Origin of the sequence: Paenibacillus gyeongsangnamensis (assembly GCF_027533625.1) — a bacterium.
Taxonomy (GTDB): domain Bacteria; phylum Bacillota; class Bacilli; order Paenibacillales; family NBRC-103111; genus Paenibacillus_G; species Paenibacillus_G gyeongsangnamensis.
The window spans coordinates 24945-47366 of the sequence record NZ_JAQAGZ010000023.1; the positions used below are offsets into that span (position 1 = coordinate 24945).

General features: G+C 60.1%; 17 protein-coding genes, 1 pseudogene and 1 riboswitch. Of the genes and pseudogenes, 15 read left to right on the forward strand and 3 right to left on the reverse strand.

The features are described from left to right. The first annotated feature begins 219 nt into the window (after positions 1-219). Positions 220-462, forward strand: a complete 243-nt coding sequence (locus O9H85_RS37560) for a cupin domain-containing protein (RefSeq protein WP_333474282.1) — start codon at positions 220-222, stop codon at positions 460-462. A gap of 88 nt (positions 463-550) precedes the next feature. Here O9H85_RS37560 and O9H85_RS28910 read toward each other — a convergent pair whose 3' ends face one another. After that, entirely contained in the window at positions 551-1228 is a 678-nt protein-coding gene (locus O9H85_RS28910; protein WP_269884873.1) for a hypothetical protein, read from the reverse strand. A gap of 170 nt (positions 1229-1398) precedes the next feature. On the opposite strand from O9H85_RS28910, the gene pepF reads away from it, so the two are divergent. After that, on the forward strand, positions 1399-3183 hold the full coding sequence (pepF, locus tag O9H85_RS28915) for an oligoendopeptidase F (RefSeq protein WP_269884874.1): 1785 nt from the start codon (positions 1399-1401) through the stop codon (positions 3181-3183). A gap of 68 nt (positions 3184-3251) precedes the next feature. On the opposite strand, the gene O9H85_RS28920 is transcribed toward pepF, so the two are convergent. Beyond that, positions 3252-3443, reverse strand: coding sequence for a hypothetical protein (locus tag O9H85_RS28920; RefSeq protein WP_269884875.1), 192 nt, complete (start codon positions 3441-3443; stop codon positions 3252-3254). A gap of 353 nt (positions 3444-3796) precedes the next feature. Here O9H85_RS28920 and O9H85_RS28925 point away from each other — a divergent pair, with 353 nt between their 5' ends. Beyond that, positions 3797-4441 (forward strand): phosphatase PAP2 family protein, encoded by a 645-nt coding sequence (locus tag O9H85_RS28925; RefSeq protein ID WP_269884876.1) that lies wholly within the window; start codon positions 3797-3799, stop codon positions 4439-4441. A gap of 208 nt (positions 4442-4649) precedes the next feature. Here O9H85_RS28925 and O9H85_RS28930 read toward each other — a convergent pair whose 3' ends face one another. After that, a complete protein-coding gene (locus tag O9H85_RS28930; protein WP_269884877.1) occupies positions 4650-6350 on the reverse strand; it encodes a methyl-accepting chemotaxis protein in 1701 nt (566 codons plus the stop codon). 185 nt (positions 6351-6535) lie between these two features. Continuing rightward, positions 6536-6738, forward strand: a riboswitch (cobalamin riboswitch). Between the two features lie 315 nt (positions 6739-7053). Between O9H85_RS28930 and cobJ the strand changes: the two genes are divergently transcribed. The 12 genes and pseudogenes from cobJ (at position 7054) to O9H85_RS28990 (ending at position 22354) form a co-directional block, all read left to right on the forward strand. Further along, entirely contained in the window at positions 7054-8736 is a 1683-nt protein-coding gene (cobJ, locus tag O9H85_RS28935) for a precorrin-3B C(17)-methyltransferase (protein ID WP_269884878.1), read from the forward strand. A gap of 22 nt (positions 8737-8758) precedes the next feature. Beyond that, positions 8759-10042, forward strand: coding sequence for a sirohydrochlorin chelatase (locus O9H85_RS28940; RefSeq protein WP_269884879.1), 1284 nt, complete (start codon positions 8759-8761; stop codon positions 10040-10042). Beyond that, positions 10039-10797 (forward strand): annotated as a pseudogene (cobK, locus tag O9H85_RS28945) (precorrin-6A reductase); the annotation flags it as partial. The gene O9H85_RS28940 and the pseudogene cobK, both read left to right, overlap by 4 nt. Before the next feature lie 18 nt (positions 10798-10815). Further along, a complete protein-coding gene (locus O9H85_RS28950) occupies positions 10816-11466 on the forward strand; it encodes a precorrin-8X methylmutase (protein WP_269884972.1) in 651 nt (216 codons plus the stop codon). 6 nt (positions 11467-11472) lie between these two features. Beyond that, entirely contained in the window at positions 11473-12588 is a 1116-nt protein-coding gene (locus O9H85_RS28955; protein WP_269884880.1) for a cobalt-precorrin-5B (C(1))-methyltransferase, read from the forward strand. Next, positions 12585-13826: a precorrin-6y C5,15-methyltransferase (decarboxylating) subunit CbiE gene (cbiE, locus tag O9H85_RS28960; RefSeq protein ID WP_269884881.1), complete on the forward strand. Its 1242-nt coding sequence runs from the start codon at positions 12585-12587 to the stop codon at positions 13824-13826. Before O9H85_RS28955 ends, cbiE begins: the two co-directional genes overlap by 4 nt. Next, complete coding sequence (gene cobI, locus O9H85_RS28965) at positions 13819-14529, forward strand: precorrin-2 C(20)-methyltransferase (protein ID WP_269884882.1); 711 nt, start codon at positions 13819-13821, stop codon at positions 14527-14529. Before cbiE ends, cobI begins: the two co-directional genes overlap by 8 nt. Then, positions 14526-15302, forward strand: coding sequence for a precorrin-4 C(11)-methyltransferase (cobM, locus tag O9H85_RS28970; protein WP_269884883.1), 777 nt, complete (start codon positions 14526-14528; stop codon positions 15300-15302). The genes cobI and cobM overlap by 4 nt, the downstream gene beginning before the upstream one ends. Next, on the forward strand, positions 15302-16468 hold the full coding sequence (locus O9H85_RS28975) for a cobalt-precorrin 5A hydrolase (RefSeq protein ID WP_269884884.1): 1167 nt from the start codon (positions 15302-15304) through the stop codon (positions 16466-16468). Before cobM ends, O9H85_RS28975 begins: the two co-directional genes overlap by 1 nt. A gap of 135 nt (positions 16469-16603) precedes the next feature. Further along, a complete protein-coding gene (locus tag O9H85_RS28980; protein ID WP_269884885.1) occupies positions 16604-17992 on the forward strand; it encodes a cobyrinate a,c-diamide synthase in 1389 nt (462 codons plus the stop codon). 46 nt (positions 17993-18038) lie between these two features. Beyond that, positions 18039-19061: a LacI family DNA-binding transcriptional regulator gene (locus tag O9H85_RS28985; protein ID WP_269884886.1), complete on the forward strand. Its 1023-nt coding sequence runs from the start codon at positions 18039-18041 to the stop codon at positions 19059-19061. A gap of 137 nt (positions 19062-19198) precedes the next feature. After that, complete coding sequence (locus O9H85_RS28990) at positions 19199-22354, forward strand: alpha-mannosidase (protein ID WP_269884887.1); 3156 nt, start codon at positions 19199-19201, stop codon at positions 22352-22354. The last annotated feature ends 68 nt before the right edge of the window (positions 22355-22422 follow it).

The following is a 22422-nucleotide window of genomic DNA, read 5'->3' on the forward strand; positions in this document are numbered from 1 at the left end:
CCGACGGATCTGACCATCCGCGTGGAACGTACGACGCCTTCGGGCAATGTCATACCCGACTTCATGTGCCACCAAGGAGCGGGGTTCGAGCGGATGTTCGATTGTTTTCATTATGAGACGATGGAGCCCGAAGAGGTGATAGGGAGGTTTTGCCTGAACCCGCGGGTCCTGGTGCGGAATGAACAATACATAGAGCAAGCGCTGATTACTTATGAGGATATGCCGTATTTTGCCTTGACCAGGCTTGATATCGAACAAACCTGCACGCTGCGGCAGGAAGACAGCTTCTCCGCGTTGGTCGGCATTAGCGGCTCCGGCGTCCTGGAGTGGGAGGAGGGGAGCTTGGAGCTGAAGCAGGGCGAGCAGCTGCTCTTGCCTGCCGGCGTAGCATCCGTCCGATTGACGAGGCGCTCGCAAGAACCATGGCAGCTGGTGAGATGCTTCCCGCCCAAGCCCCTCTAGCCGGAGCGGCATTCCATCCCCGGCTGAATATAGAACAATGTCCCGGTTGAGAAGACTTAACCCGGACATTGTTTTTTTTTTGTATATATTACTGCATCTGGCCTTGGCTTTGACCGGAATCCTCCGAAACGATGTCCGACAATTGATCGAGCATGTTGTTCATCGTTTTGAGATACAGCATGATCAGGTCTTCCTCCGACAGCGTCTTCTCCCCCGGGTTGCTTGCGGTATAATCGTCCAGCTTCTGCTCGAGGCCCGTCAGCAGCTTCTGCAGCTGCATGAAATCGTTGGCGATATCGACCAGCTGGCTGCTGCTGTTCTGATTATTCTGATTTCCCGAGCTATTATTATTGTTTTGCCGCCGGCCTTGATTTTGCTGTTGTCCTTGAGAAAACTGTTGTCCTTGATCTTGATCCTGATTTTGCCATTGGTTCTGACCCTGACCCTGACCTTGATTCTGTCTTTGATCCTGCCCTTGTCCGCCGTCCTGCCCGTAGCCCGGCCCTTGTCCCGGGCCCTGCCGCTGATCACGGCCCTGATTGCCATACCCGCCTTGGGCTTGCTGCCCGCCTTGATTCCCGTTCTGGTTCCAGTTTCCATTTCCGTTTTGGTTCTGGTTCTGGTTTTGGTTCAGGTTCTTCTGCAGCTCCATGAACATCGCTTGACTCTGGATCAATCGCTTGATTTCCGTCAGCTCCATCACCAGGGTTTGGTTTTGTTCTGCCAATTCGTCAATTTGTCCCTTTAATTCGCGGTTGCTGATCATGTTCGGTTGGCCCCTTACTTCAGTTTTCTTTATATTTTTCCAATTGCGCCCCCTTTATCCATCCGTTTCGGGAAGCCCTTTGTGCGGAAAAAGGATATTTTGCCCAAATCCGCGAATATCTTAGGTGTAGGCTCATCTCATTCCCCACAAAAAGGATGTGTTTCCAAAAGATGAAAAAGCCCTTGCAAAGAACGGAAATTCCCGTTCACGAAAAATGGGATTTAACGCATATTTACCCCGGCCTCGAGGCATGGGAGGACGATTACGGACGGGCGCTGACCCTGATGGCGGAAGCCGCGTCATACGAGGACCGGATCGACAGCGGGGCGCAGCTGCTCGCCTTTCTGCGAACGAACGAGGAGCTCTCGTTCCTGTATGAGAAGCTGTTCGTCTACAGCTCGCTGAGGCAGGATGAGGATACGAGAGTGACGGAAACCCAAGCGCTGCTGGACAAGGCGAGGAGCCTGGGCGTCAAGATCAAGTCCGCGGTGTCCTACTTCCGGCCTTTCCTGCTGAGTCTGGAGAAGGAAACGCTGGATCGCTTCATCGGGGAAGAGTCGGGACTCGACTATTTCAAAAAGGATTTGTACGAGGAATTCAAGTACAAGCCGCACGTGCTCAGCAAAGACAAGGAAGAGGTGCTGGCTCAGCTGGGCGAGGTCCTGTCCGTGCCGAAGACTGTCTTCGGCATGATCAACAACGCCGATATCCGGTTCGGCGATGTAACGGGCGAGGACGGAGAGAAGGTCGAGCTCACCCGGGGCATGTACGCCCGCATTCTGGAAGGGACGGACCGGGAGAAGCGGACGGAAGCTTTTCACGCGTACTATAAACCTTATGTGGGACTGAAAAATACGATTGCCTCCACGCTGGCCTCTTCCGTAAAGAGCAACGTGCTCTTCTCCAGGTTGCGGGGCTACGAGTCGCCGCTGCAGCGCTCGCTGTTCGCGGATAATGTGCCGGTATCGGTCTACGATAATCTGATTCAGACGACGAAGAACCACCTGGCGCCGATGAATCGTTATATCGATTACCGCAAGAAGCGGCTTGGTCTCGAAGAGCTGCGCGTATACGACCTCAGCGTGCCGCTTGTGGAGGATTTCCAGCTCGAGATGCCGTACGGGGAAGCTTACGAGACGATGCTGCAGGGGTTAGTGCCGCTCGGTGAGGAGTATATGGGCATTCTGACGCAGGCCCGAACGTCCGGGTGGATCGATGTACGCGAGTCGCAGGGCAAACGCTCGGGCGCTTACTGCTGGGGGCCGTACGGAACCCATCCTTACGTGCTGCTGAACTACAATGAAACGCTGGACAGCTTGTTCACCCTGGCGCACGAGATGGGCCATGCGATGCATTCCTGCTTGTCCGACGCGAATCAGCCCAGGATCTCCGCCCAGTACACGATCTTCGTGGCCGAGGTTGCGAGCACAGTGAACGAGGTGCTCCTGATCCAGCATTTGCTCGGGACCACGAGCGATCCGAAGCTGAAGCGGTACCTGCTGAATCATTTTATCGACACCATCAAAGGGACGTTCTTTACCCAGGTCATGTTCGCCGAATTCGAGAAAATCGTGCACGAGAAGTGCGCGGCGGGCGAGGCGCTTACGGCCGACGCGTTCAGCGAGGTGTACCTGTCCCTGTTCCAGACGTACAACCCGGGAGTCGTGACCGACCCCGAGCTGCAGTACGGCTGGTCGCGCATCCCGCACTTCTATAATGCGTTCTACGTGTACAAATACGCGACGGGTATCGCTTCCGCGGTCCGCATCGCTTCCCGCATTCTCGAAGGCGATCAAGGGACGGTGGAATCGTACCTGGCCTTCCTGAAGAGCGGGGGCTCGGAATATCCGCTGGAGCTGCTCCGTCGAACAGGCGTGGACCTAATGACGCCGGAGCCGATCACGGAATTACTGCTTTTGTTCGACAAGCTCGTCGGACAGCTGGAAGCTCTATAAATCATCGTTTACAGACGAGAGGCTGCACGAGATTCTTCTCGGCAGCCTCTACCCTTGTTCCGTCCGTTTCAGCTCGTATGTACAAGCGTCTTCTCTACTATTCCGCATTTCTTAGCGAGCGTTGGCCAGTAATACACGAACAATTCTTTCCACCGGTCCTCCGGCAGGATGTTGATCCAAATCGCGATTTGATCGAGCTCCATCGTTTGAAGCGTCTGAATCGCATGTTCCTTGTCGCTCATGTCCTTAACGGTCAGCACTTGAACCACCTCAGTCCTCAGAATTCCAACAAAATATGTATATGCAGGGATTCCGGAAAGTGTTACAAGGCGTTTTCATTTTTTTTCATCGGTTTCCCGCCCCAGGAAGCGGAAGCTGCTCCTCGCTCCGCAGTCTTACCGAGGAGCTTCCGGCAAGGCAAATCTTGCGCTCAAGGAAGGTTTAGGTTTAGTTGATAAAAATTTATAAGTTTTCGTAGCTTACAGCTTCGCATCAACCTTGGTAAACGCGCTGGTCCTTGTAAGACAAGGACGGCGTAGCCGTTTATCCTGGTCAAGAGATGAACACAATAGGATGCAGATATGGGAAGTATGCCGAGGGGAGGAATGGCGGATTGAACCTGATCAAACAGCTTCTTACGGGCGCACTGCTGATCGGAATCGGATGCGCCGTCGGATTCTTTATCATTGCTCTGCTGATCAGCGACAAACGAATCGATGCTTTCGACGCAGGGATCATTTCGGCCGTCGGCAAGCTGGAATCTCCGGGATTAACGAAGGTGATGATTTTCTTTACAACGATCGGGGCGGGATGGCCCGCCGTGCTGATTACGGCCGGCATGATGATGGGGCTGTACGTCTGGGTCCGCCAACGCAGGGAGCTGATCCTGCTCGCCGCAGTGGCCGTCGGCTCCGCGGCGCTCAATACCGTGCTGAAGCTCCTGTTTCGCCGCGCCCGTCCTACGCTCCACCGGATCGTTGAGGCGACGGGCTACAGCTTCCCGAGCGGCCATTCGATGGCTGCCTTTACCCTGTACGGGCTCATGGTTTTCCTGCTCTGGAAGCATATCCCTAGTGCTGCGGGGCGGGTCGCCATGATCATACTCGGCACGTTCATGATCTTCATGATCGGACTCAGCCGCATTTATCTCGGCGTCCATTACCCAAGCGACGTGCTTGGGGGATTCCTCGCCAGCGGCTGCTGGCTTACGGTGTCCATCTGGTTCTACCAGCGCTACCAGGACCGGCACGCTAGGTGAATCCGCATTGACTGGACGTGTAAATAAAAAAGGCCTGCAAGGAGCTTTTTAACGATACAGAAAGTTTAAGTTCGCTAAAGCATTAAAGCGGACTGCAACTTTCTGTAGCAAGAAAAACTTCCGCTAAAAACGGTCTGGCTACATTGAAGGACTCCGATAAGGAGTTTTTCTTATAAAATCCGGCTCCCGCAGGCCTTTATGCAGTTTCTTAGAGCCGGAAATGACGGATCGATTCCTTGAGCTCCTCCGCGAGGCTGGCCAGCTGGCCGGCGCCGTCTTTCATCCGCTCCATGGAAGCGAGCTGCCGCTCGGACGCCGAGGAGACGCTAAGCGTCTTGTCGGTAGAGGCCTGAGCGATGGAAGCGGTGGAGGCGACGGAAGCGGCGACCTCCTGCGCTGCCGCAGACATCTCTTCCGATGTCGCGGACACCTCTTGAATATCGTCGTTCAAGCTGCGAACGGACTGCACGATCCCCCGGAACGTCCGGCCCGATTCGCTGACGATGGCGATGCCGCCCTGCACCTGCTTCGAGACTTCGCTCATCGATTGGATCGTATCCAGCATTTCCTCCTGAATGGCGGCAATCCGGCCCGCGATTTCCTTCGCGGAGCTGTCGGACTGCTCCGCCAGCTTCTTCACCTCGGCTGCGACGACGGCGAAGCCTTGACCGGCCTCTCCGGCCCGGGCGGCCTCGATGGAGGCGTTCAGCGCGAGCAGGTTCGTTTGATTGGATATTTCGGAGATGAGCTTTACGATGCCGCCGATTTCCTGCGAACGGTCGTTCAGCTGGCGAATCCGTTCGGAGGCTTGCTCCGTCAGAACGGAGATAGCGTTCATCTGCCGCTCCGCTTCGTTCATAGCTTCGGTGCCTTGAGTAGCCTGCTCCGTCGTGTGACCGAACTTGTCCGCCATCATCGAGGTCGTCTCCGAGATGCGGTTGATGCCGGAGGCCATCTCTTCCATCGCGACGGCCGTTTCGCGCGCCGTCATCATCTGCTCCTGCGCGCCGCCGGCCACTTCCTTCACCGAGTCTGCGATTTGGTAGGAAGCCTCAGTCGTATGGACCGCGCCCTCCGCCAGCATGCCGGACAGCTCGGTCACACGCCCCGACGCTTCCATCGAGCGGCTGATCGCCTGATGCAGCTGGGCAATCATCCGGTTGAACGCGTCCGCCAGCCGGCCGATTTCATCGCGGCTGCGGGAATGCATTCCGGCCACGGTTAAATTGCCTTCCGATACCTGCACGATATTCCGCGTAACGGCTTGTAGGGGGCGCGATAGGGCATAGATAAAATAGACGTTGATTCCTCCGGTAATGAGCACGCCTACGGCCAGAATGATGTAAATCCAGATGAGGCTGCCGGCATAAGCCGCCTTGGCGCTGCCCGCCGATTGCTGTGCACCTTCATGGTTATGGCCCACAAGCTTCTCCAGATGTCCCTGCATTTCATCGAATACCTTCGCGCCGCTGTCGATCAGGACGAGCGCGTCTTTAGCCGAACCCGCTTTGCTCGCGACCAACGTCCGCTGCGTATTTTTTTTGAATTCCTCCCAGGACGACTGGAAAGCGGCGAAGGTTGCTTTTTCTTCGTCCGAAGCGATTTGCTTCTCATAATTGGACATATCGCTGCCGACGGAATTATAAATATCGGCGATCGCATTTTCCATATTTTTACGATCGGTTTCGTCGCTGCGGTCTTTGTAACGGTACACCAGATTGAGAACGTGCTCGGTTTCAAAATGGATACGGTTAATCGTTTCAACCTTGGGCATCCAATTCCCGGTGACCTGCTCCACTTGACGCTGGATAAACATCATCCGGTTGATAGAAAGCGAAGCGGTGACAATGACTAAGAGCTGCATGACGATAAAGGCGAAGGTAAGCTTGCGGCTGACGGTCCATTTCATGTTCTATTGACACCCCATGCGATGTAATCTGATGCGTTTTCTGAGATATCGTATTCGACATATTTCACTATTTTCCTTTTTTATCTAATGGTCAATTTCGCACGGGGCAAAATGTGGTAGACACGCCTCCGAACCGCATGCTATCATTAAAACAATCGCAGCCGGAACCGCTGCTTATTGTCTAATTGCATAGTCATAGAACGGGTGCCGAATTTCCTGTATGCCAGGGTTCGGCTTAAAAGGGAAGCCGGTGCAAGTCCGGCACGGTCCCGCCACTGTAAGCTGGGAGCCATCCGCAGGGGAAGCCACTGCCGCACAAAGCGGCGGGAAGGCCGCGGATGCGCGTTGAGCAGCAAGTCAGGAGACCTGCCTGTTCTCTTGTCGCCATGGAACCTACGCGGATAGGGAGGTGGACGGGAACGGTAACAGGGGAGCCCTTCGTTCGTTTTGCAAGCATTCGTTAGACCGGGTGCGGTGCAAAGCTGCGGGCAGGCGGCACACCGGGACCTATCGTTTATCGCCTAAGCATCTTTCCGTGAGGAAGGATGCTTTTTTGCGTTCCATTCCCATAAGAAATAAAGAGCGGCTTTTCGGGCGAAGACAGACTTGGCTGCATGCGCTCCGGCATATTTAAGGGATAAAAAAGTCCGGCGGATAAGCAGCGGCCTTTTATTCACTGGACTTATAAAGAGGAGGAACGATCATGAGGGGACGGTTATCGGTCATCGGCTTCGGACCCGGCAGCTTCGAGCATATGACGCAGCGGGCCAAGGAAGCGATCCAGGAGAGCGATGTGGTCATCGGCTACAATACCTACGTCGATTTGGTGCGGGGGCTGCTGAACGATCAGCAAATCGTCAGAACGGGCATGACGGAGGAGGTCAGCCGGGCGCAGGAGGCGGTTCGGCAGGCGGAGGCGGGCAAGAAGGTGGCCGTGATCTCCAGCGGTGACGCCGGGGTATACGGCATGGCCGGCCTCGTCTATGAGGTGCTGATGGAGAAAGGCTGGCGGCGCGGCGAAGGCGTGGAGGTCGACATTATTCCGGGCATTTCCGCGATCAACTCCACCGCCTCGCTGCTGGGGGCGCCGGTGATGCACGATGCTTGCACGATATCCTTAAGCGATCATTTGACCCCTTGGGAAATTATCGAAAAACGGATCGAAGCGGCGGGAGCGGCGGATTTCGTGATTGCGCTGTACAACCCCCGGAGCGGCAAGCGCACCCGCCAGATCGTGGAGACGCAGCGGATTCTCTTGAAATACCGCTCGCCGCAGACGCCGGTAGGCATCGTGAAGAGCGCCTACCGCGACCGCGAGCATATTGTACTTACGACGCTCGCGGACATGCTGGAGCACGACATCGGCATGCTGACGACGGTCGTGATCGGCAATTCCTCGACCGTCGTGTACGACGGTCTGATGATTACGCCGCGCGGCTACCAGCGCAAGTATACGCTAGGCGAAGAGACGCAGGCGCTGAAGCCGCACGAGCGGCTGCGTCCGGAGGCCGAGCCGTGGGCGCTGGCGCAGGAGGAGCCGCACGGCGCAGCCGTGTCCGCCGAAGCGGAGGCGATGGTCGCAGCGGCTCCGGCAGCAGCGGAAGTGGTCGCTGCCGTGAGCGAGCCGAGGCGGCCGGGGCCGCTGGAGCTGGCGCTGGAGGCGCTGAGCCTGGCCCTGGGTACGCGGGGCGCGGCGGAGCCGGCTGTGCCGGCTGCAGGCGGCGGGGTGTTCCGCTACGAGGAGGTGCTCGAGTTCGCGGTGCGGCCGGGCCTGGCGGAGAAGCGGCTGACGGCGGCGCAGCTGGCGGCCTTGGCCGAAGCGGCGGGCGAGCGCGGCTCCGTGGAATACACGCCGCACCACCAGCTCGTCGTGCGGCTGCGTACGGACGACAAGGAGACGGTGCTCTCGCGATTGCGCGGGCAAGGGCTGATGCTGGAGCCGGTCGGCGACGTCGTGCAGCTGAAGGCGTGCGACTTCTGCAACTTGGAGAAGGCGGAGTCGGTGCCGTATGCGGAGAAGCTGCAGGCGCAGCTCGGCGGCCTGAAGGTGCCGAAGGAGCTGAAGATCGGCTTCAACGGCTGCGGCATGGCGTGCTACGGCGCGGTAAAGGAAGACATCGGAATCGTCTACCGGAGGGAGAAGTTCGACCTATTCCTGGGCGGCAAGACGGTCGGGCGTACGGCCCATGCCGGGCAGCCGGTGGCGGAAGGCATTCCGCCGGAGGAGCTTGCGGACATACTAAACCGCATCGTACGGCGTTACGCGGAAGAAGGACATCCGAACGAGCGGTTTCATAAATATTTTGCCCGGGTGAAGGAGCTGGAGCAGTACCGTCATCAGGACGCGCCTGTTCTGGTGAGCGACCCGGCGGTGTGCGGAGACTAATGTGGAGAGAGGGGAAACGGGCATGAGCAGATTAGCGGGATTGATCGCGGGGACCGATGCGGTGTTGTTCGTAGGACACGGCAGCCGGGAGCCGGAAGGAAATGAGGAGGTGCGGGTATTCGTCCGTTCCGTAGCGGAGCGCCTGAGCGGCGTGCCGATCGTGGAGACGTGCTTCCTGGAGTTCGAGGCCCCTTCGATGCTGACCGGGATGGACACCTGCGTGAAGCGGGGGGCGAGCCGTGTGGCGGTCGTGCCGATCTCGCTGTTCGCGGCGGGTCACGTAAAGCTGCACATTCCGGCGGCGATCGACGAGGCGAAGCGGAGATATCCATCGGTGGAGTTCGTCTACGGCGGGCCGATCGGTGTGCATGAGCTGGTGCTGGACATTATCGCGTCGCGCCTAGCTGAGGCGGGCGTGGACACAGCGGCGGAGCTGGAGGATACGGCGCTCCTCATCGTCGGACGGGGCAGCAGCGATCCTGATGCGAACAGCGATTTATATAAAATCTCGCGCCTCGTCTGGGAACGGCTCAAGGTGAAGTTCGTCGAGACGGCCTTCATCGGCATTACGGCTCCTCTGGTCGACGAGGGCGTGGAACGCTGCCTAAGGCTCGGTGCCCGGCGCATCGTGCTGGTGCCTTACTTCCTTTTCACTGGTGTGCTGATGAAACGGATGGAGGCGCTGCTAACGGATTATTCGGTGCGCTATCCGGACCGGGAGTTCGCCTTAGCCAGGTATTTCGGCTTCCATCCGAAGCTGCAGGAGCTGCTCGCGGAGCGGGCACAGGAAGCGCTTCAAGGGGAGGCGAAGATGAACTGCGGGCTGTGCCAGTACCGTCTGGCGGCGATGGCCGAGCACGGGCACTCGCATGATCACGACCATGGGCACTCGCATGAGCACGATGGACACGGTCATTCACATGATCATCATCATGAGCATGATCACGTACATGCTCATTCGCATGAGCATAACCATAACCATGTACACTCGCATGATCACGACGATGAGCATTCGCACGCTCACAATGAGCACGGGCCCGACGATGAGCATTCGCATGCTCAAAATGAGCACGGGCATTCGCATGATCACGACCATGAGCATTCGCATGACCATCACCATGACCACGTTCATGGCCACACTAATGGCCATGCAGACGGGCACGATCATACGCACGAGAATGAGCAATGCAACGGGCACGTACATAGCGATGATCGCGGGCAAGACCATCATCAAGAGCCCGATGCCGGGAAGCTAACGGCTGCGGCATCCGAAGGAATATCCGCGAAAGGAGGCCATCGTCCATGATCCTCGTTATGGCAGGAACGAGCGACGCTCGCGAGCTGGCGGTACGCATGGCCGGGGCGGGCCACAAGCTGATCGCGTCCGTGGTGACGGACAGCGCGGCGCGCAGCATCGAGGAAGCGGGGCTGCCCGTAAGGGTCGGCCGGCTGAATGCAGATGGCCTCTATGAATGGCTCGGGCAGCAGAGCATCCGCGCGGTGGTGGATGCGAGCCATCCGTTCGCGGAGGAAGCTTCGCGGAACGCGATGGCTGCAGCGAGGCGCGCGGGCATACCGTACATCCGCTACGAGCGCGAGAGCGGCGAATACGAGCCGCACGGTCTGCTGCTGTATGCGGAGGACTACGCGCAGGCGGCGGAGCTGGCTGCGGCCAAAGGCGGCGTCGTGATGCTCACGACGGGCAGCAAGACGCTGCAGATTTTTACAGAGCGTCTTCTGAGCCTGCCGGGTCTTACCCTCATCGCCCGCATGCTTCCGCGCAAGGACAACATGGAGAAATGCGAGCAGCTCGGCCTTGAGCAGCGGAATATTGTGGCCATGCAGGGGCCGTTCTCGAAGGAGCTCAATGCGGCGCTGTATCGCCACTACGGGGTTACGCTCATGATAACAAAGGAGAGCGGCAAGGAAGGCTCGGTGGACGAGAAGCTGGAAGCGGCGCTTGAAGCCGGTATCGAGACGATCGTTATCGGGCGGCCGAAGCTGGAGTACGACAAGGTAGTTACTGATTTCGAGGCGGTGCTCGCGGAGCTGGCCGCCATGAATACGGAGGTGTGTGGAATGGATTTTCGTACGGAATTTGTGCCGGTGACGGTGCAGCCTCAGGAGATCGAGGAGGAGAGCTTCCGTATCATTACGGAGGAGTTCGGGCCCCACGATTTCAGCGAGGAGCAGTACAAGGTGGTGCAGCGGGTCATCCACGCTTCGGCGGACTTTGAGCTGGGGCGCAGCCTGCGCTTTAATAAGGATGCCGTTACGGCGGGCATTGCCGCCATCCGGGCGGGCCGTCCGGTCATCGCCGACGTGCAGATGGTGCAGTCGGGCATCTCGAAGCCGCGTCTCGCCAAGTTCGGCAGCGACGTGAGCGTATATATCAGCGATCCCGACGTAATGGAGGAAGCAAAGCGCCTTAACACGACGCGGGCGATCATATCCATGCGCAAAGCGGCCAAGCTGCACGACGGCGCCATCTATGTCATCGGCAACGCCCCGACGGCGCTGCTGGAGCTCATCCGGCTGGTCAAAGTCGGCGAAGCGCGTCCCGGACTTATCATCGGAGTCCCCGTAGGCTTCGTCTCGGCGGCGGAATCCAAGGAGGAGCTGCTGAAGGTGGACATTCCTTTTATCACCAACATCGGGCGAAAAGGGGGCAGCCCCGTCGCGGTAGCGGCACTGAACGCGCTGTCTCTGCTCGCGGAGCGGCAGGGGTAAACGGCTATGGAGGGGACGAAGGATAAGCCGCTTCGCCATGGGTATACGACAGGCTCCTGCGCCACGGCGGGAGCACAGGCGGCGCTGACCGCGCTGATCCTGCAGGAGCCGCAAACGGAGGCGCGAATCCGCCTGCCGATCGGCGAGGAGGTTACGTTTGCCATTGTGTCCTGCGAGGTCGGGGCGGAGAGGGCCGAGGCGGCTGTCATCAAGGACGGCGGCGACGACCCGGATGCGACGCACGGTGCGCGCATTTGCGTCGAGGTCCGGTGGACGGAGGAGCCGGGCGTCCTCATTGACGGCGGACCCGGCGTCGGCCGGGTGACGAAGCCGGGACTTCCCGTCCCCGTCGGCGAAGCGGCGATCAACCCCGTGCCCCGCAAAATGATCCGCGAAGCCGTGGAAGACGTGCTGAACCGGTTTGAGCTTCCGGACCGCGGCGTGGCTGTTACGGTATCCGTGCCCGGAGGCGAGGAGATTGCGAAGAAGACGCTGAACGGCAGGCTCGGCATCCTGGGCGGCATCTCGATCCTCGGCACTCGGGGGATCGTCGTGCCTTTTTCCACGTCGGCCTACAAGGCGAGCGTCGCGCAGGCGGTGCGGGTGGCGGTGGCCGGCGGCTGCCGTCATCTTGTGCTTTCCACGGGGGGGCGCAGCGAGCAGTATGGCATGTCGATGTACCCGGAGCTTCCGGAGGAAGCTTTTATCGAGATGGGCGACTTCGTCGGCTTTGCGCTGAAGCAGTGCAAGGCGAAGGACGTGGACAGGGTGACGCTCGTCGGAATGATGGGCAAATTCAGCAAGGTGGCCCAAGGCGTGATGATGGTGCACTCCAAGAGCGCGCCCGTCGATTTTGGTTTCCTTGCCCGGGTGGCGGAGGAAGCGGGAGTGCCGGAGAGCGTGCTGGAGGAGGTCCGCGGGGCCAATACGGCGGCCCAGGTAGGGGACCGGATGCTGGAGCTGGGGATTCCGGCGTTTTTTGAAAAGCTGTGCGAATACTGCTGCCGCTCGGGACTCGAAGAGGTCGGCGGCGGTCTGGAGCTGGAAACGGCGATCATTTCCATGAAGGGCGAGCTGCTCGGACGGATGGCCCTTCCGGCCCAGGGAGAGGGAGAGCTATGAACATTAAAGTGATCGGAATCGGAGAAGACGGGCCCGGGGGCCTAAGCGGCGAAGCGGCGTCCTGGATCGGGCAGTGCGAGGTGCTGGTCGGCGGTGAGCGGCAGCTGGCGTTTTACCCGGACTTTGCGGGAGAGACATGGACGCTAAAGGGCGGCTTGTCCGAGCTGACGGGCCGGCTGGCGGCCGAAACCCGGCGCACTGCGGTGCTCGCCTCGGGCGATCCGCTGTTTTACGGCATCGGGGTGACACTGTCCCGGAGGCTGCCGGGTAAGGTCGAAATCGTGCCGGCGGTGAGCTCGCTGCAGCTGGCTTTTGCCCGGGCGGGGGAAGGCTGGCATGACGCTTACACGGCAAGCGTGCACGGCCGGAGCATGCTGGGGCTGGCGCAGCGGATCGACGGACGCGCCAAGGTGGCGCTGCTGACCGACGAACGGAACAGCCCGGATGCGATCGCACGGTATTTGATCGAGTACGGGATGACGGAATACCGCGCCTTTGTCGGCGAGAACCTGGGCGGGCCGAAGGAGAAGACCGGCTGGTACAGTCTGGCGGAGATGGCGGAGAGCTCCTTTTCCCCGCTGAATGTCGTGCTGCTGATTCGCGAGGGCGAATCGCCGAAATGGCCGATGGGCATCGACGACGAGGAGTTCGCTCAGCGCAAGCCGGACAGGGGGCTCATTACGAAGAAGGAAATCCGCGTGCTGAGCCTGGCGAAGCTGGGGCTTCGCGAAGACAGCGTAGTGTGGGATATCGGCGCGGGCAGCGGCTCGGTTGCGGTGGAAGCGGCGCGCATCGCCCGGGAAGGGGCGGTCTATGCCATTGAGAAAAACGAGCCGGACCTCGAGCTCATCCGCTCGAATATGCGCAAGTTCCGTACGGACTTTACGCTAGTGGCAGGAAGGGCGCCGGCGGGACTGGACGCTTTTGCCGATCCGGATGCGGTGTTTATCGGCGGAAGCGGCGGGGAGCTGCGCGAGCTGCTCGGCGTCTGCTGCTCCCGTCTGAAGCAACGCGGTACGCTCGTGATGAACGCAGCCACGATCGAGAATTTGTCGGAGGCGCAGAGCGCATTGAAGGAGCTCGGGATGGAGACGGACATCCTGCTCGCACAGGTGAGCCGGAGCAAGCCGATTTTGCATATGACGCGGTTCGAGGGCTTGAATCCGATTTATATCATTACGGCCCGCCGCAAGCCGGAGCAGGACGAACAAGAGAATGGGGGAAGCGGCGATGAGTAAGACGGGTATTCTGTACGGGCTCGGGGTCGGTCCCGGGGATCCGGAGCTGATCACGGTCAAGGCGTTCCGCATTTTGAAGGAATCACCGGTGATCGCCTACCCGCGCAAGCGGATGGGAGCGCCGAGCTACGCGCTTGCGATTATGGAGCTGTACGTGGATACGCAGCAGAAGGAGATGCTCGGCCTGACGTTCCCGATGACGAAGGACCAGGCTGCGCTTGACAAGCAGTGGAACCAGACGGTTGAAACGCTGTGGGAGCCTTTGAGCCAAGGGAAAAATGTCGCGTTCGTGACCGAAGGGGACCCGATGCTGTACAGCACGTTCATCCACCTGATGCGGCGGATGAAGGAGCTTCATCCGGAGGTGGAGACGGTATCCATTCCAGGCATTTCCTCCGTGCTGGCGGCGGCTTCGACGCTTGGCGTGCCGCTGGCCGACGGGGACGAGCGCGTGGCGGTTGTACCGGCGACGGACGATTACGGGCGGATGCGCGAAGCCATCGAAACGCATGACTGCGTCGTTTTCATCAAGGTGGCCAAGGTCATCAATGTCGCCTTGATGGTGCTGAGGGATTTGGAGCTTGTAGAGAAGGCCGCCGTACTCACGAAGGTCACCTCCAAGGAGGAGCAGATCTGGCGCAACGTGGCGGAGCTGGAAGGCCGGGAGCTCGAATATTTGACGCTGATGGTGGTGAGAAAATGAAAATTTATATCGTCGGAGCGGGGCCGGGCGACCCGGATTTGATCACGGTCAAGGGCCTTAAGCTGCTTCAGCAGGCGGACGTTGTGTTGTACACGGATTCCCTCGTCAGCGAGGCGCTGATCGAACGGGCACGGGAAGGCGCGGAAATATTGCAAAGCGCCGGCATGACGCTGGAGGAAATGGTCGCCGTCATGGCGGACCGGGTCCGGCAGGGCAAGCTGGTCGTCCGCGTGCATACGGGAGATCCGTCGGTCTACGGCGCCATTCTGGAGCAGGTCGTGCTGCTGAAGCAGGAAAGCATCGACTGCGAGATCGTGCCGGGCGTGAGCTCGGTGTTCGCCGCCGCGGCCGCGGTTGGCGCGGAGCTGACGGTGCCGGAGCTGACGCAGACGCTCATCATCACGCGGACGGAAGGACGCACGCCGATGCCGGAGCGGGAGCAGCTGCGCGACCTGGCGTCGCATCACTGCACGCTGGCGCTTTTCCTGAGCGCAACGCTGACGAAGAAGATCGTGCGCGAGCTGACGGAGGCGGGCTGGAGCGAGGAGACGCCGGTGGCCGTCGTGCAGCGGGCTAGCTGGCCGGACCAGCTCATCGTCCGTACGACGCTCGGCCGTTTGGACGAGGACATGCGCGTGAACGGCATTCGCTCGCATGCGATGATTTTGGCGGGCTGGGCGCTCGATCCCGAGCTGAAGAACAAGGATGCGCACCGCTCGAAGCTGTATGACGCTTCGTTCACGCACCGGTTCCGCAAGGGAGGAGAAGCGTGATGCCGTCGTCGGAGCAAGTCTCGGAGGTACTTCAGCTGCAAGAGGGCGTCGTGCCGCAGATCGAAACAAGCTGCGATTACGCCATTGTCGCGATCACGAAGCACGGCGTCGAGCTGGCCAGGGGGCTGCAGTCGGCTTTCGGCGGTACGGCGGACCTGTACTACATGTCCAAATTCGCCAAGGGCGACGAAACGGCTCGGGGCATCCGCCTGTTCGAGGGCAGCGTGCGGCTCGCTTTTCCGGCCTGGTTTCCATTGTATAAAGGCATTATTTGCATTATTTCGCTGGGCGCGGTTGTACGCATGATCGCTCCGCTGCTGGTCGATAAGAAGAGCGATCCTGGCATCGTCGTGATTGACGATAAAGGAGAGCACGTGATCAGCGTGCTGTCCGGGCATCTGGGCGGAGCCAACGAGCTGACCCGCGAGGTGGCGGCGATGCTTAGGGCCAGGGCGGTCATTACGACGGCCTCGGATGTGCAAAAGACGATCGCCGTCGACCTGTTCGGCCGCCGGTTCGGCTGGGTGTGGGAGAGCGCGGAGAAGCTGACGCCGGTCAGCGCCTCCGTCGTGAACGAAGAGCGCGTGGCGGTCGTCCAGGAATCCGGCGAGGCCGGCTGGTGGCCGTACGAATCGCCGCTGCCGCCGAACATCCGCGTCTACGGCGATACGGCCTCGGCCTTAGCCGACGAGCCGCAGGCGGCGCTAGTCGTCACCCACCGGCTGCTGGAGCCGGAGGAGGAGCAGCTGCTGGCGAACGGCGTGCTGTACCGTCCGAAGGTGATCGCGCTCGGGATCGGCTGCAACCGTGGCACGCCGGCCGAAGAGATCCGATCCGTCATCTGCGAGACACTGGAGGAGCTGAAGTTCTCCATCCGCAGCGTGAAGGCCGTATGTACGATCGATTTGAAAAAGGACGAGGCCGGGCTGCTGGAGGTATGCGAACGGCATGGCTGGCCGCTGGTATGCTACACGCCGCAGGAGCTGAACGAGATGCCGATCGAGGATCCGTCGGACACCGTGTACAAGTTCACGGGAGCCTACGGTGTCAGCGAGCCTGCGGCGAAGCGTTATACCGGGGCTGCAAGCCTCTCGCTGGTCAAGAAAAAAAGCGGCAACGTCACGATTTCCGTCGGGCTGGTAAAGACGTCCGGCGAACAAGACTGACGCTAATACGCACCGCAGCCGGATTGGCGGGTCTAAATTGAGCTGAATTCCGCTTACGGCTGCGGTGGATCGAGGCCGCATCACGAATTCACGGCTGCTTTAGTCGAGCAAGAATGAAAGGAAGGGCGGATCGGCATGAAATCGGGCACTGAATCGAAACGCCTCGTGATCGCAGGAACCGGCAGCGGCTCCGGGAAGACGACGGTTACCTTAGGGATTATGGCGGCATTGCAGCGCCGGGGCCTCACCGTGCAAGGCTTTAAATGCGGTCCGGACTACATCGACCCGACTTACCATACGGCCGTGACGGGGAGAGCCTCCCGGAATTTGGACAGCTGGATGCTGCCCCGCGATACGGTAAAGGAAATCTATGTCCGTGCATCGGCTGACGCGGATATCTCCATCATCGAAGGGGTGATGGGCTTCTATGACGGACGGGACCCGAAGTCGAATACCGGCAGCACGGCGGATATCAGCCTCCTACTGGAGAGCCCGGTCCTGCTCGTCGTGGACGGCAGCGGTATGGCCCGCAGCGCGGCCGCCATCGTCCGTGGATTCCAGAGCCTGGAGCCGCGCGTCCGGATCGCGGCCGTGTTTGCCAATAACGTAGGCAGCGAAGGCCATTACCGCATCATCCGGGAAGCGGTGGAGCAGGAATGCGGCGTGCCGGTTATCGGTTACTTGAAGCGGGACGCGGCGATCGTCATGCCGGAGCGGCATCTGGGGCTCGTTCCGTCCGTAGAACGGGGCGAGCTGAACGGCTTGTTCGAGCTGTTGGCCCGGACGATCACGGAGACGACGGATCTGGAACGGCTGCTTCAGCTTGCAGGCGCAGCCCCGTTCACGCTGGACGGATCTTCGCTGTTCGTTCCTGCGGAGTCGCCGGTCCGCGTCCGGATTGCGGTCGCGCTCGACGCGGCGTTTCATTTTTATTACCCGGAAAATCTGGAGCTGCTGGAGCTGGGCGGCGCGGAGCTCGCGTTCTTCTCTCCGCTCGCCGGGGAGACGCTTCCGGAGGGTGTGCAGGGACTTTATATCGGCGGGGGATTTCCCGAGGAATTCGCGGAGCGGCTAACGGCACAGGAACAGGTAACCCGTTCTTTGCGCGAAGCGATAAGCGCAGGGCTGCCGACGCTCGCGGAATGCGGCGGCTTCATGTACTTGACGGAAGCGATTGAGGATACGCAGGGCCGGTCCTACCCGATGCTCGGCGTGCTGCCGGGCCGGGTTACGATGCAGACGAAGCTGGCGGCGCTCGGCTACAGGGAAGTGAAGGGGCTCGGAACGAATCCTCTGCTTCCGGAAGGGGACATCGCGCGAGGACACGAGTTCCATTATTCCGTCTATAAGACGGAATCGCCTATGCCGTCCGCCTATGAGTCCAAGGGCCTTCGCGGCATGAAGCCGGAAGGGTGTTTGAAAGGCAACGTCATCGCTGGCTACACGCATCTTCATTTCGGCTCCAATCCGGCGGTTGTCCGGCGCTGGCTGGAGCTGTGCGCGGCCCCAAGAAATCGGGATTGACCGGGATTATAACACGTGTTATATTCAGCTTGAGGTGAACGGTTTGGTGAAAAGGGTGACTAGCTTTGACGTGGCCAAGCAGGCAGGCGTATCGCGCAGCGTCGTATCCGCCGTGCTCAACGGGACGCCGGGCATCGGCGTCAGCGAAGAGAAGAGGCGCGCCGTGCTGAAAGCAATCGAAGAGCTGGGCTACGTCGTCGACGTGCAGGCTCAAGGGATGCGCACCGGACGAAGCCGCTGCATTGCCGCCTACGGCGATTTGAGCAACCGGCTCTTTTCCCAGATGCTTCAAGGTCTGCAGCTTGTGTGCAACGAGCAGGGCTACTATGTGCTGCTGTGCGGGGCAGGAGCCGGGTTCCAAGACCGGTCGGCGCTCATCGACCTGTATCTCCAGCGCCGGATCGACGGCATCGTAACGAAGGACGTGACCGGCTATTCGGATCCCGAGTGGGAGAAGCTCGTCCGGGAGAAGAACATTCCGTTCGTCTCCGTCGAAGGCTTCCCGGAAAGCGGCGGGATCGTCTCCGTACAGATGGATTACGGACGGAGCATCCGGATCGCGCTCGATTATATCCGAAGCCGAACCCCGCTGCCGCCGGCTTACATAGAGATTTATGAAGGGGCGGAGCACCGCCCGAACTGGGGCGACCGGCACCGTACGCTGGCTTATAAGCAGTGGATGGAAGAGAAGGGGCTGGAGCCCCGGGTCGTACTGAAGAAGCTTGCTCCTTGGCCCGAGGACCATGCCTGGTGGACGGAGCTGCTTCGGGCGGACGGTGGAGCAGCGTGTTATTTGACGAACTGGTCGCGAGGATCCGTGCTGCTCTATCGCGCCGCCAACGAGCTCGGACTGCGGATCGGACGGGACGTTCTTGTCATGGCCGCAGATAATACGGAGCGGGTGAATGCGCAGCTCGTTCCTTCCTTGAGCGCCGTGGAGGTGCCGTATAAGGAAATGGGAGAGGCGGCGGCGAGGAGACTGATTGCCGCCATTGAAGGTGCGGGAGAACCAGACGAACGCTCCGGTCTTTGGCTCGAAGCCCGGCTGGAGCCCCGCGAAAGCTTATGATTTCAGGTTGTACCGAAGCTGCAAAAGAACGAGTGGACATTTTGAGTATGTCGTACGACGGTTCTGCTTAGCTTCGGTTTTTCTTTTCGCTTTTATAACACGTGTTATAACTAAATTATGAGAGAGGCTGATGCACAATGTTCTGGACTCGGGAAAAGCTTGCCGCCCGCATACGCGACCTGGAGAGCTACCGCTATCGCGACCGGATGCCGGTCAAGGCGATAAAACGCCGATTCGATGAGGAAGGGGCTGTCGGCGCTTATCCGCCGGACCTCGCGGAAGCGGAAGAAATCCGGCTGGGGGACCGCTGGACGGGGCGCGACCTGTATATGTGGCTGGGCTTCGATGCCGAAATACCGGCCGAATGGCAGGGCCGCAGGGTGCTCGGATTATTCGATCTCGGACGGACGGGGGGAGGGGGCAACAGCGGCTTCGAGTCGCTCCTGTTCTTGAACGGCAAGCCGTATCAAGGCGTGGATACGAATCACGAGGAGGTATTCCTTCCGGCTGATTCGGCGGGCCGGACGCTTCAGTTCCGGTTCCGGCTCTGGTCCGGCCTGAACGGCTATGCCCCGGCGTCGCCGATCGAGAACCGGCTGCAGAAGGCCACCCTGTGCTGGCTGGACGAGGCGGCGGACGATTTGTACTATACGGCCCGTGCGGCGCTCGAAACGGTGGAGCTGCAGAGCGATAACCGGCCGGAGCACCATGAGCTGCTGTCCTCGCTCGACCGCGCTTTTCTGAGGGTCGATTGGTCGCGCCCAGGTTCGGAGGAGTTCTACGCTTCGCTTACGGAGGCCCAGGGCACGTTGCGCTCCCAGCTGGACCGGCTGCCGAAGCATCATCCCGTAACCGTGCGCTGCATCGGCCATACCCACATCGACGTAGCCTGGCTTTGGCGGCTGAAGCACACGCGGGAAAAAGCAGCCCGATCCTTCTCCACCGTTCTCCGCTTGATGGAGCTGTATCCCGAGTATGTGTTCCTGCAAACGCAGCCGCAGCTCTATGATTATATCGCCCCCGACTACCCGGAGCTGCATGAGCAGATCAAGGCGCGCATTGCGGAAGGACGCTGGGAAGCGGGCGGCGCGATGTGGCTGGAGGCTGACTGCAACCTGACGAGCGGGGAATCGCTGGTGCGCCAGCTGCTGTACGGCACCCGTTTTTTCAAGGAGCAGTACGGAGTGGATTGCAAATATTTATGGCTGCCTGACGTGTTCGGCTACAGCTGGGCGCTGCCGCAAATTTTGCGCAAATCGGGCATCGATATGTTCATGACGACGAAAATCAGCTGGAATCAGTACAACCGAATGCCGCACGATACGTTCAAGTGGAGAGGAATCGACGGCAGCGAGGTGCTGACGCATTTCATTACGACGCCGGACCCGGGGGGAAGCGAGGGTGCGTTCTACTATACGTATAACGGCAGCGTGACGCCGAAGTCCGTTCAGGGCATATGGGAGGCCTACCGGGATAAGGAGCTGAATAAGGAGCTTCTGCTGTCTTACGGCTACGGCGACGGAGGTGGCGGGGTCAACCGGACGATGCTCGAAATGCGGCGCCGTCTGGAGACGATGCCAGGGCTGCCGAACGTGACGACCGGGCGGGCGGACGACTATTTTGAACGGCTGAAAGGGCAGATTGCCGAAACGGACCGGTATGTGCACACGTGGGACGGCGAGCTGTATTTGGAGCTGCACCGTGGGACTTACACGAGCCAAGCGTACAATAAAAGGGCGAACCGGAAGCTGGAGCTGCTGTACCGTGAAGCGGAATGGATGGGCGTGCTCGGCAGTCTGCAGCGCGGCGATTGGAGCCATTACAAGCAGGCATCCCTTCGCGAAGGCTGGAAAATCATCCTGCGCAACCAATTCCACGACATCATCCCGGGATCGTCGATCGGCGAGGTGTATGAGGATAGCCGCCTGGAATATGCCGAGGCGTTCGAGCTCGGACAGGAGGCTTGGCAGGCGGGAGCGGACGCTTTGACTCGGGAAGAAGAGCCCGTCTCCGGCGGACGGTACGTCACGCTCTATAACAGCGCCTCCTGGGAGCGGAGCGATGCGGTCCGCATTGCCGCTGGGGATGATGCGGAGCAGGGCGTATGGCTGGACGGAGAGGGCCGGGAGCTGCCCGCTCAGCGCAGCGGCGGCGATTGGATCGTGCAGGCGGCCGGGCTGCCTTCCATGGGCTACAAGGCGATTCATTTGGAGCCGGGACGTACGGCGGGCGTGTCGGAGATGCCGTTCCAGATTGCGGCGTCGGGATTGTCAACGCCGTTCTATGAGATCGAATGGAACGGCAAGGGCCAACTGACCCGTATTTACGACAAGCAGGCCGACAAGGAAGTGCTCGCCGCAGGCCTTGCCGGAAACGTGCTGCAGGTGTTCGAGGATAAGCCGAAGGGCCGTCATGAGGCGTGGGACATCGATATCTTTTACGGCGAAAAAATGCGCGTCATCGATCAGCTCACCGAGGCGGCTATCGTGGAAACTGGTCCAGTCCGCGCCGTCGTGCGCTTCCGCTGGACCTACGGCCGCTCTGCCGTTACGCAGCATCTGGTCGTGTATGCGGCGGAACGCCGGATCGACTTTGAAACGCATGTGGATTGGCATGAGCAGCGGCAGCTGCTGAAGGTGGCGTTCCCTGTCGAGGTGCGGTCCACCGAAGCGACCTATGACATTCAGTTCGGCAACGTGAAGCGTCCGACGCATTGGAATACGAGCTGGGACTATGCGCGGTTCGAGTCCGTCGGCCACCAATGGGCGGATCTGTCGGAGCGCGGCTACGGGGTCAGCCTCCTGAACGATTGCAAGTACGGCTACGATATCAAGGACAATGTGCTGCGGCTGTCGCTGATCAAATCGGCGATGGTGCCGGATCCGAACGCGGACCAAGGGGAGCATCTGTTCACGTACGCGCTGCTGCCGCACGAGGGTGATTGGCAGCAGGGGGGCACGGTTCGGTCCGCGTGGGCCTTGAACAATCCGGTCACCTCCGCGCCGGGGAGAGCGGAGCAAGCCAACGCTTCACTGCTGGCGCTGTCCGCCGACCGTCATGTGCTGATCGACGCGGTGAAAAAAGCCGAGGACACGGGCGATGTCGTCGTCCGGCTCCACGAGTACGCGGGAATCCGGGGCGAGGTGACGCTGACGAGCGGCCGAAGCATCGAGGAATGGCAGCCGCTCGACCTGATGGAACGCCCGACGGGTGAGGCACAGAACGGTGCGCCCGTCACTTTCACCGTCAAGCCGTATGAGCTCGTAACGCTGCGGCTGAGATTCGGGAAATAAGAGAAGCGGGGCAGCCCTGCTCAGGCTGTAACGAAACCTTATGCAATAGAGCTATGGTACTCCGGTGA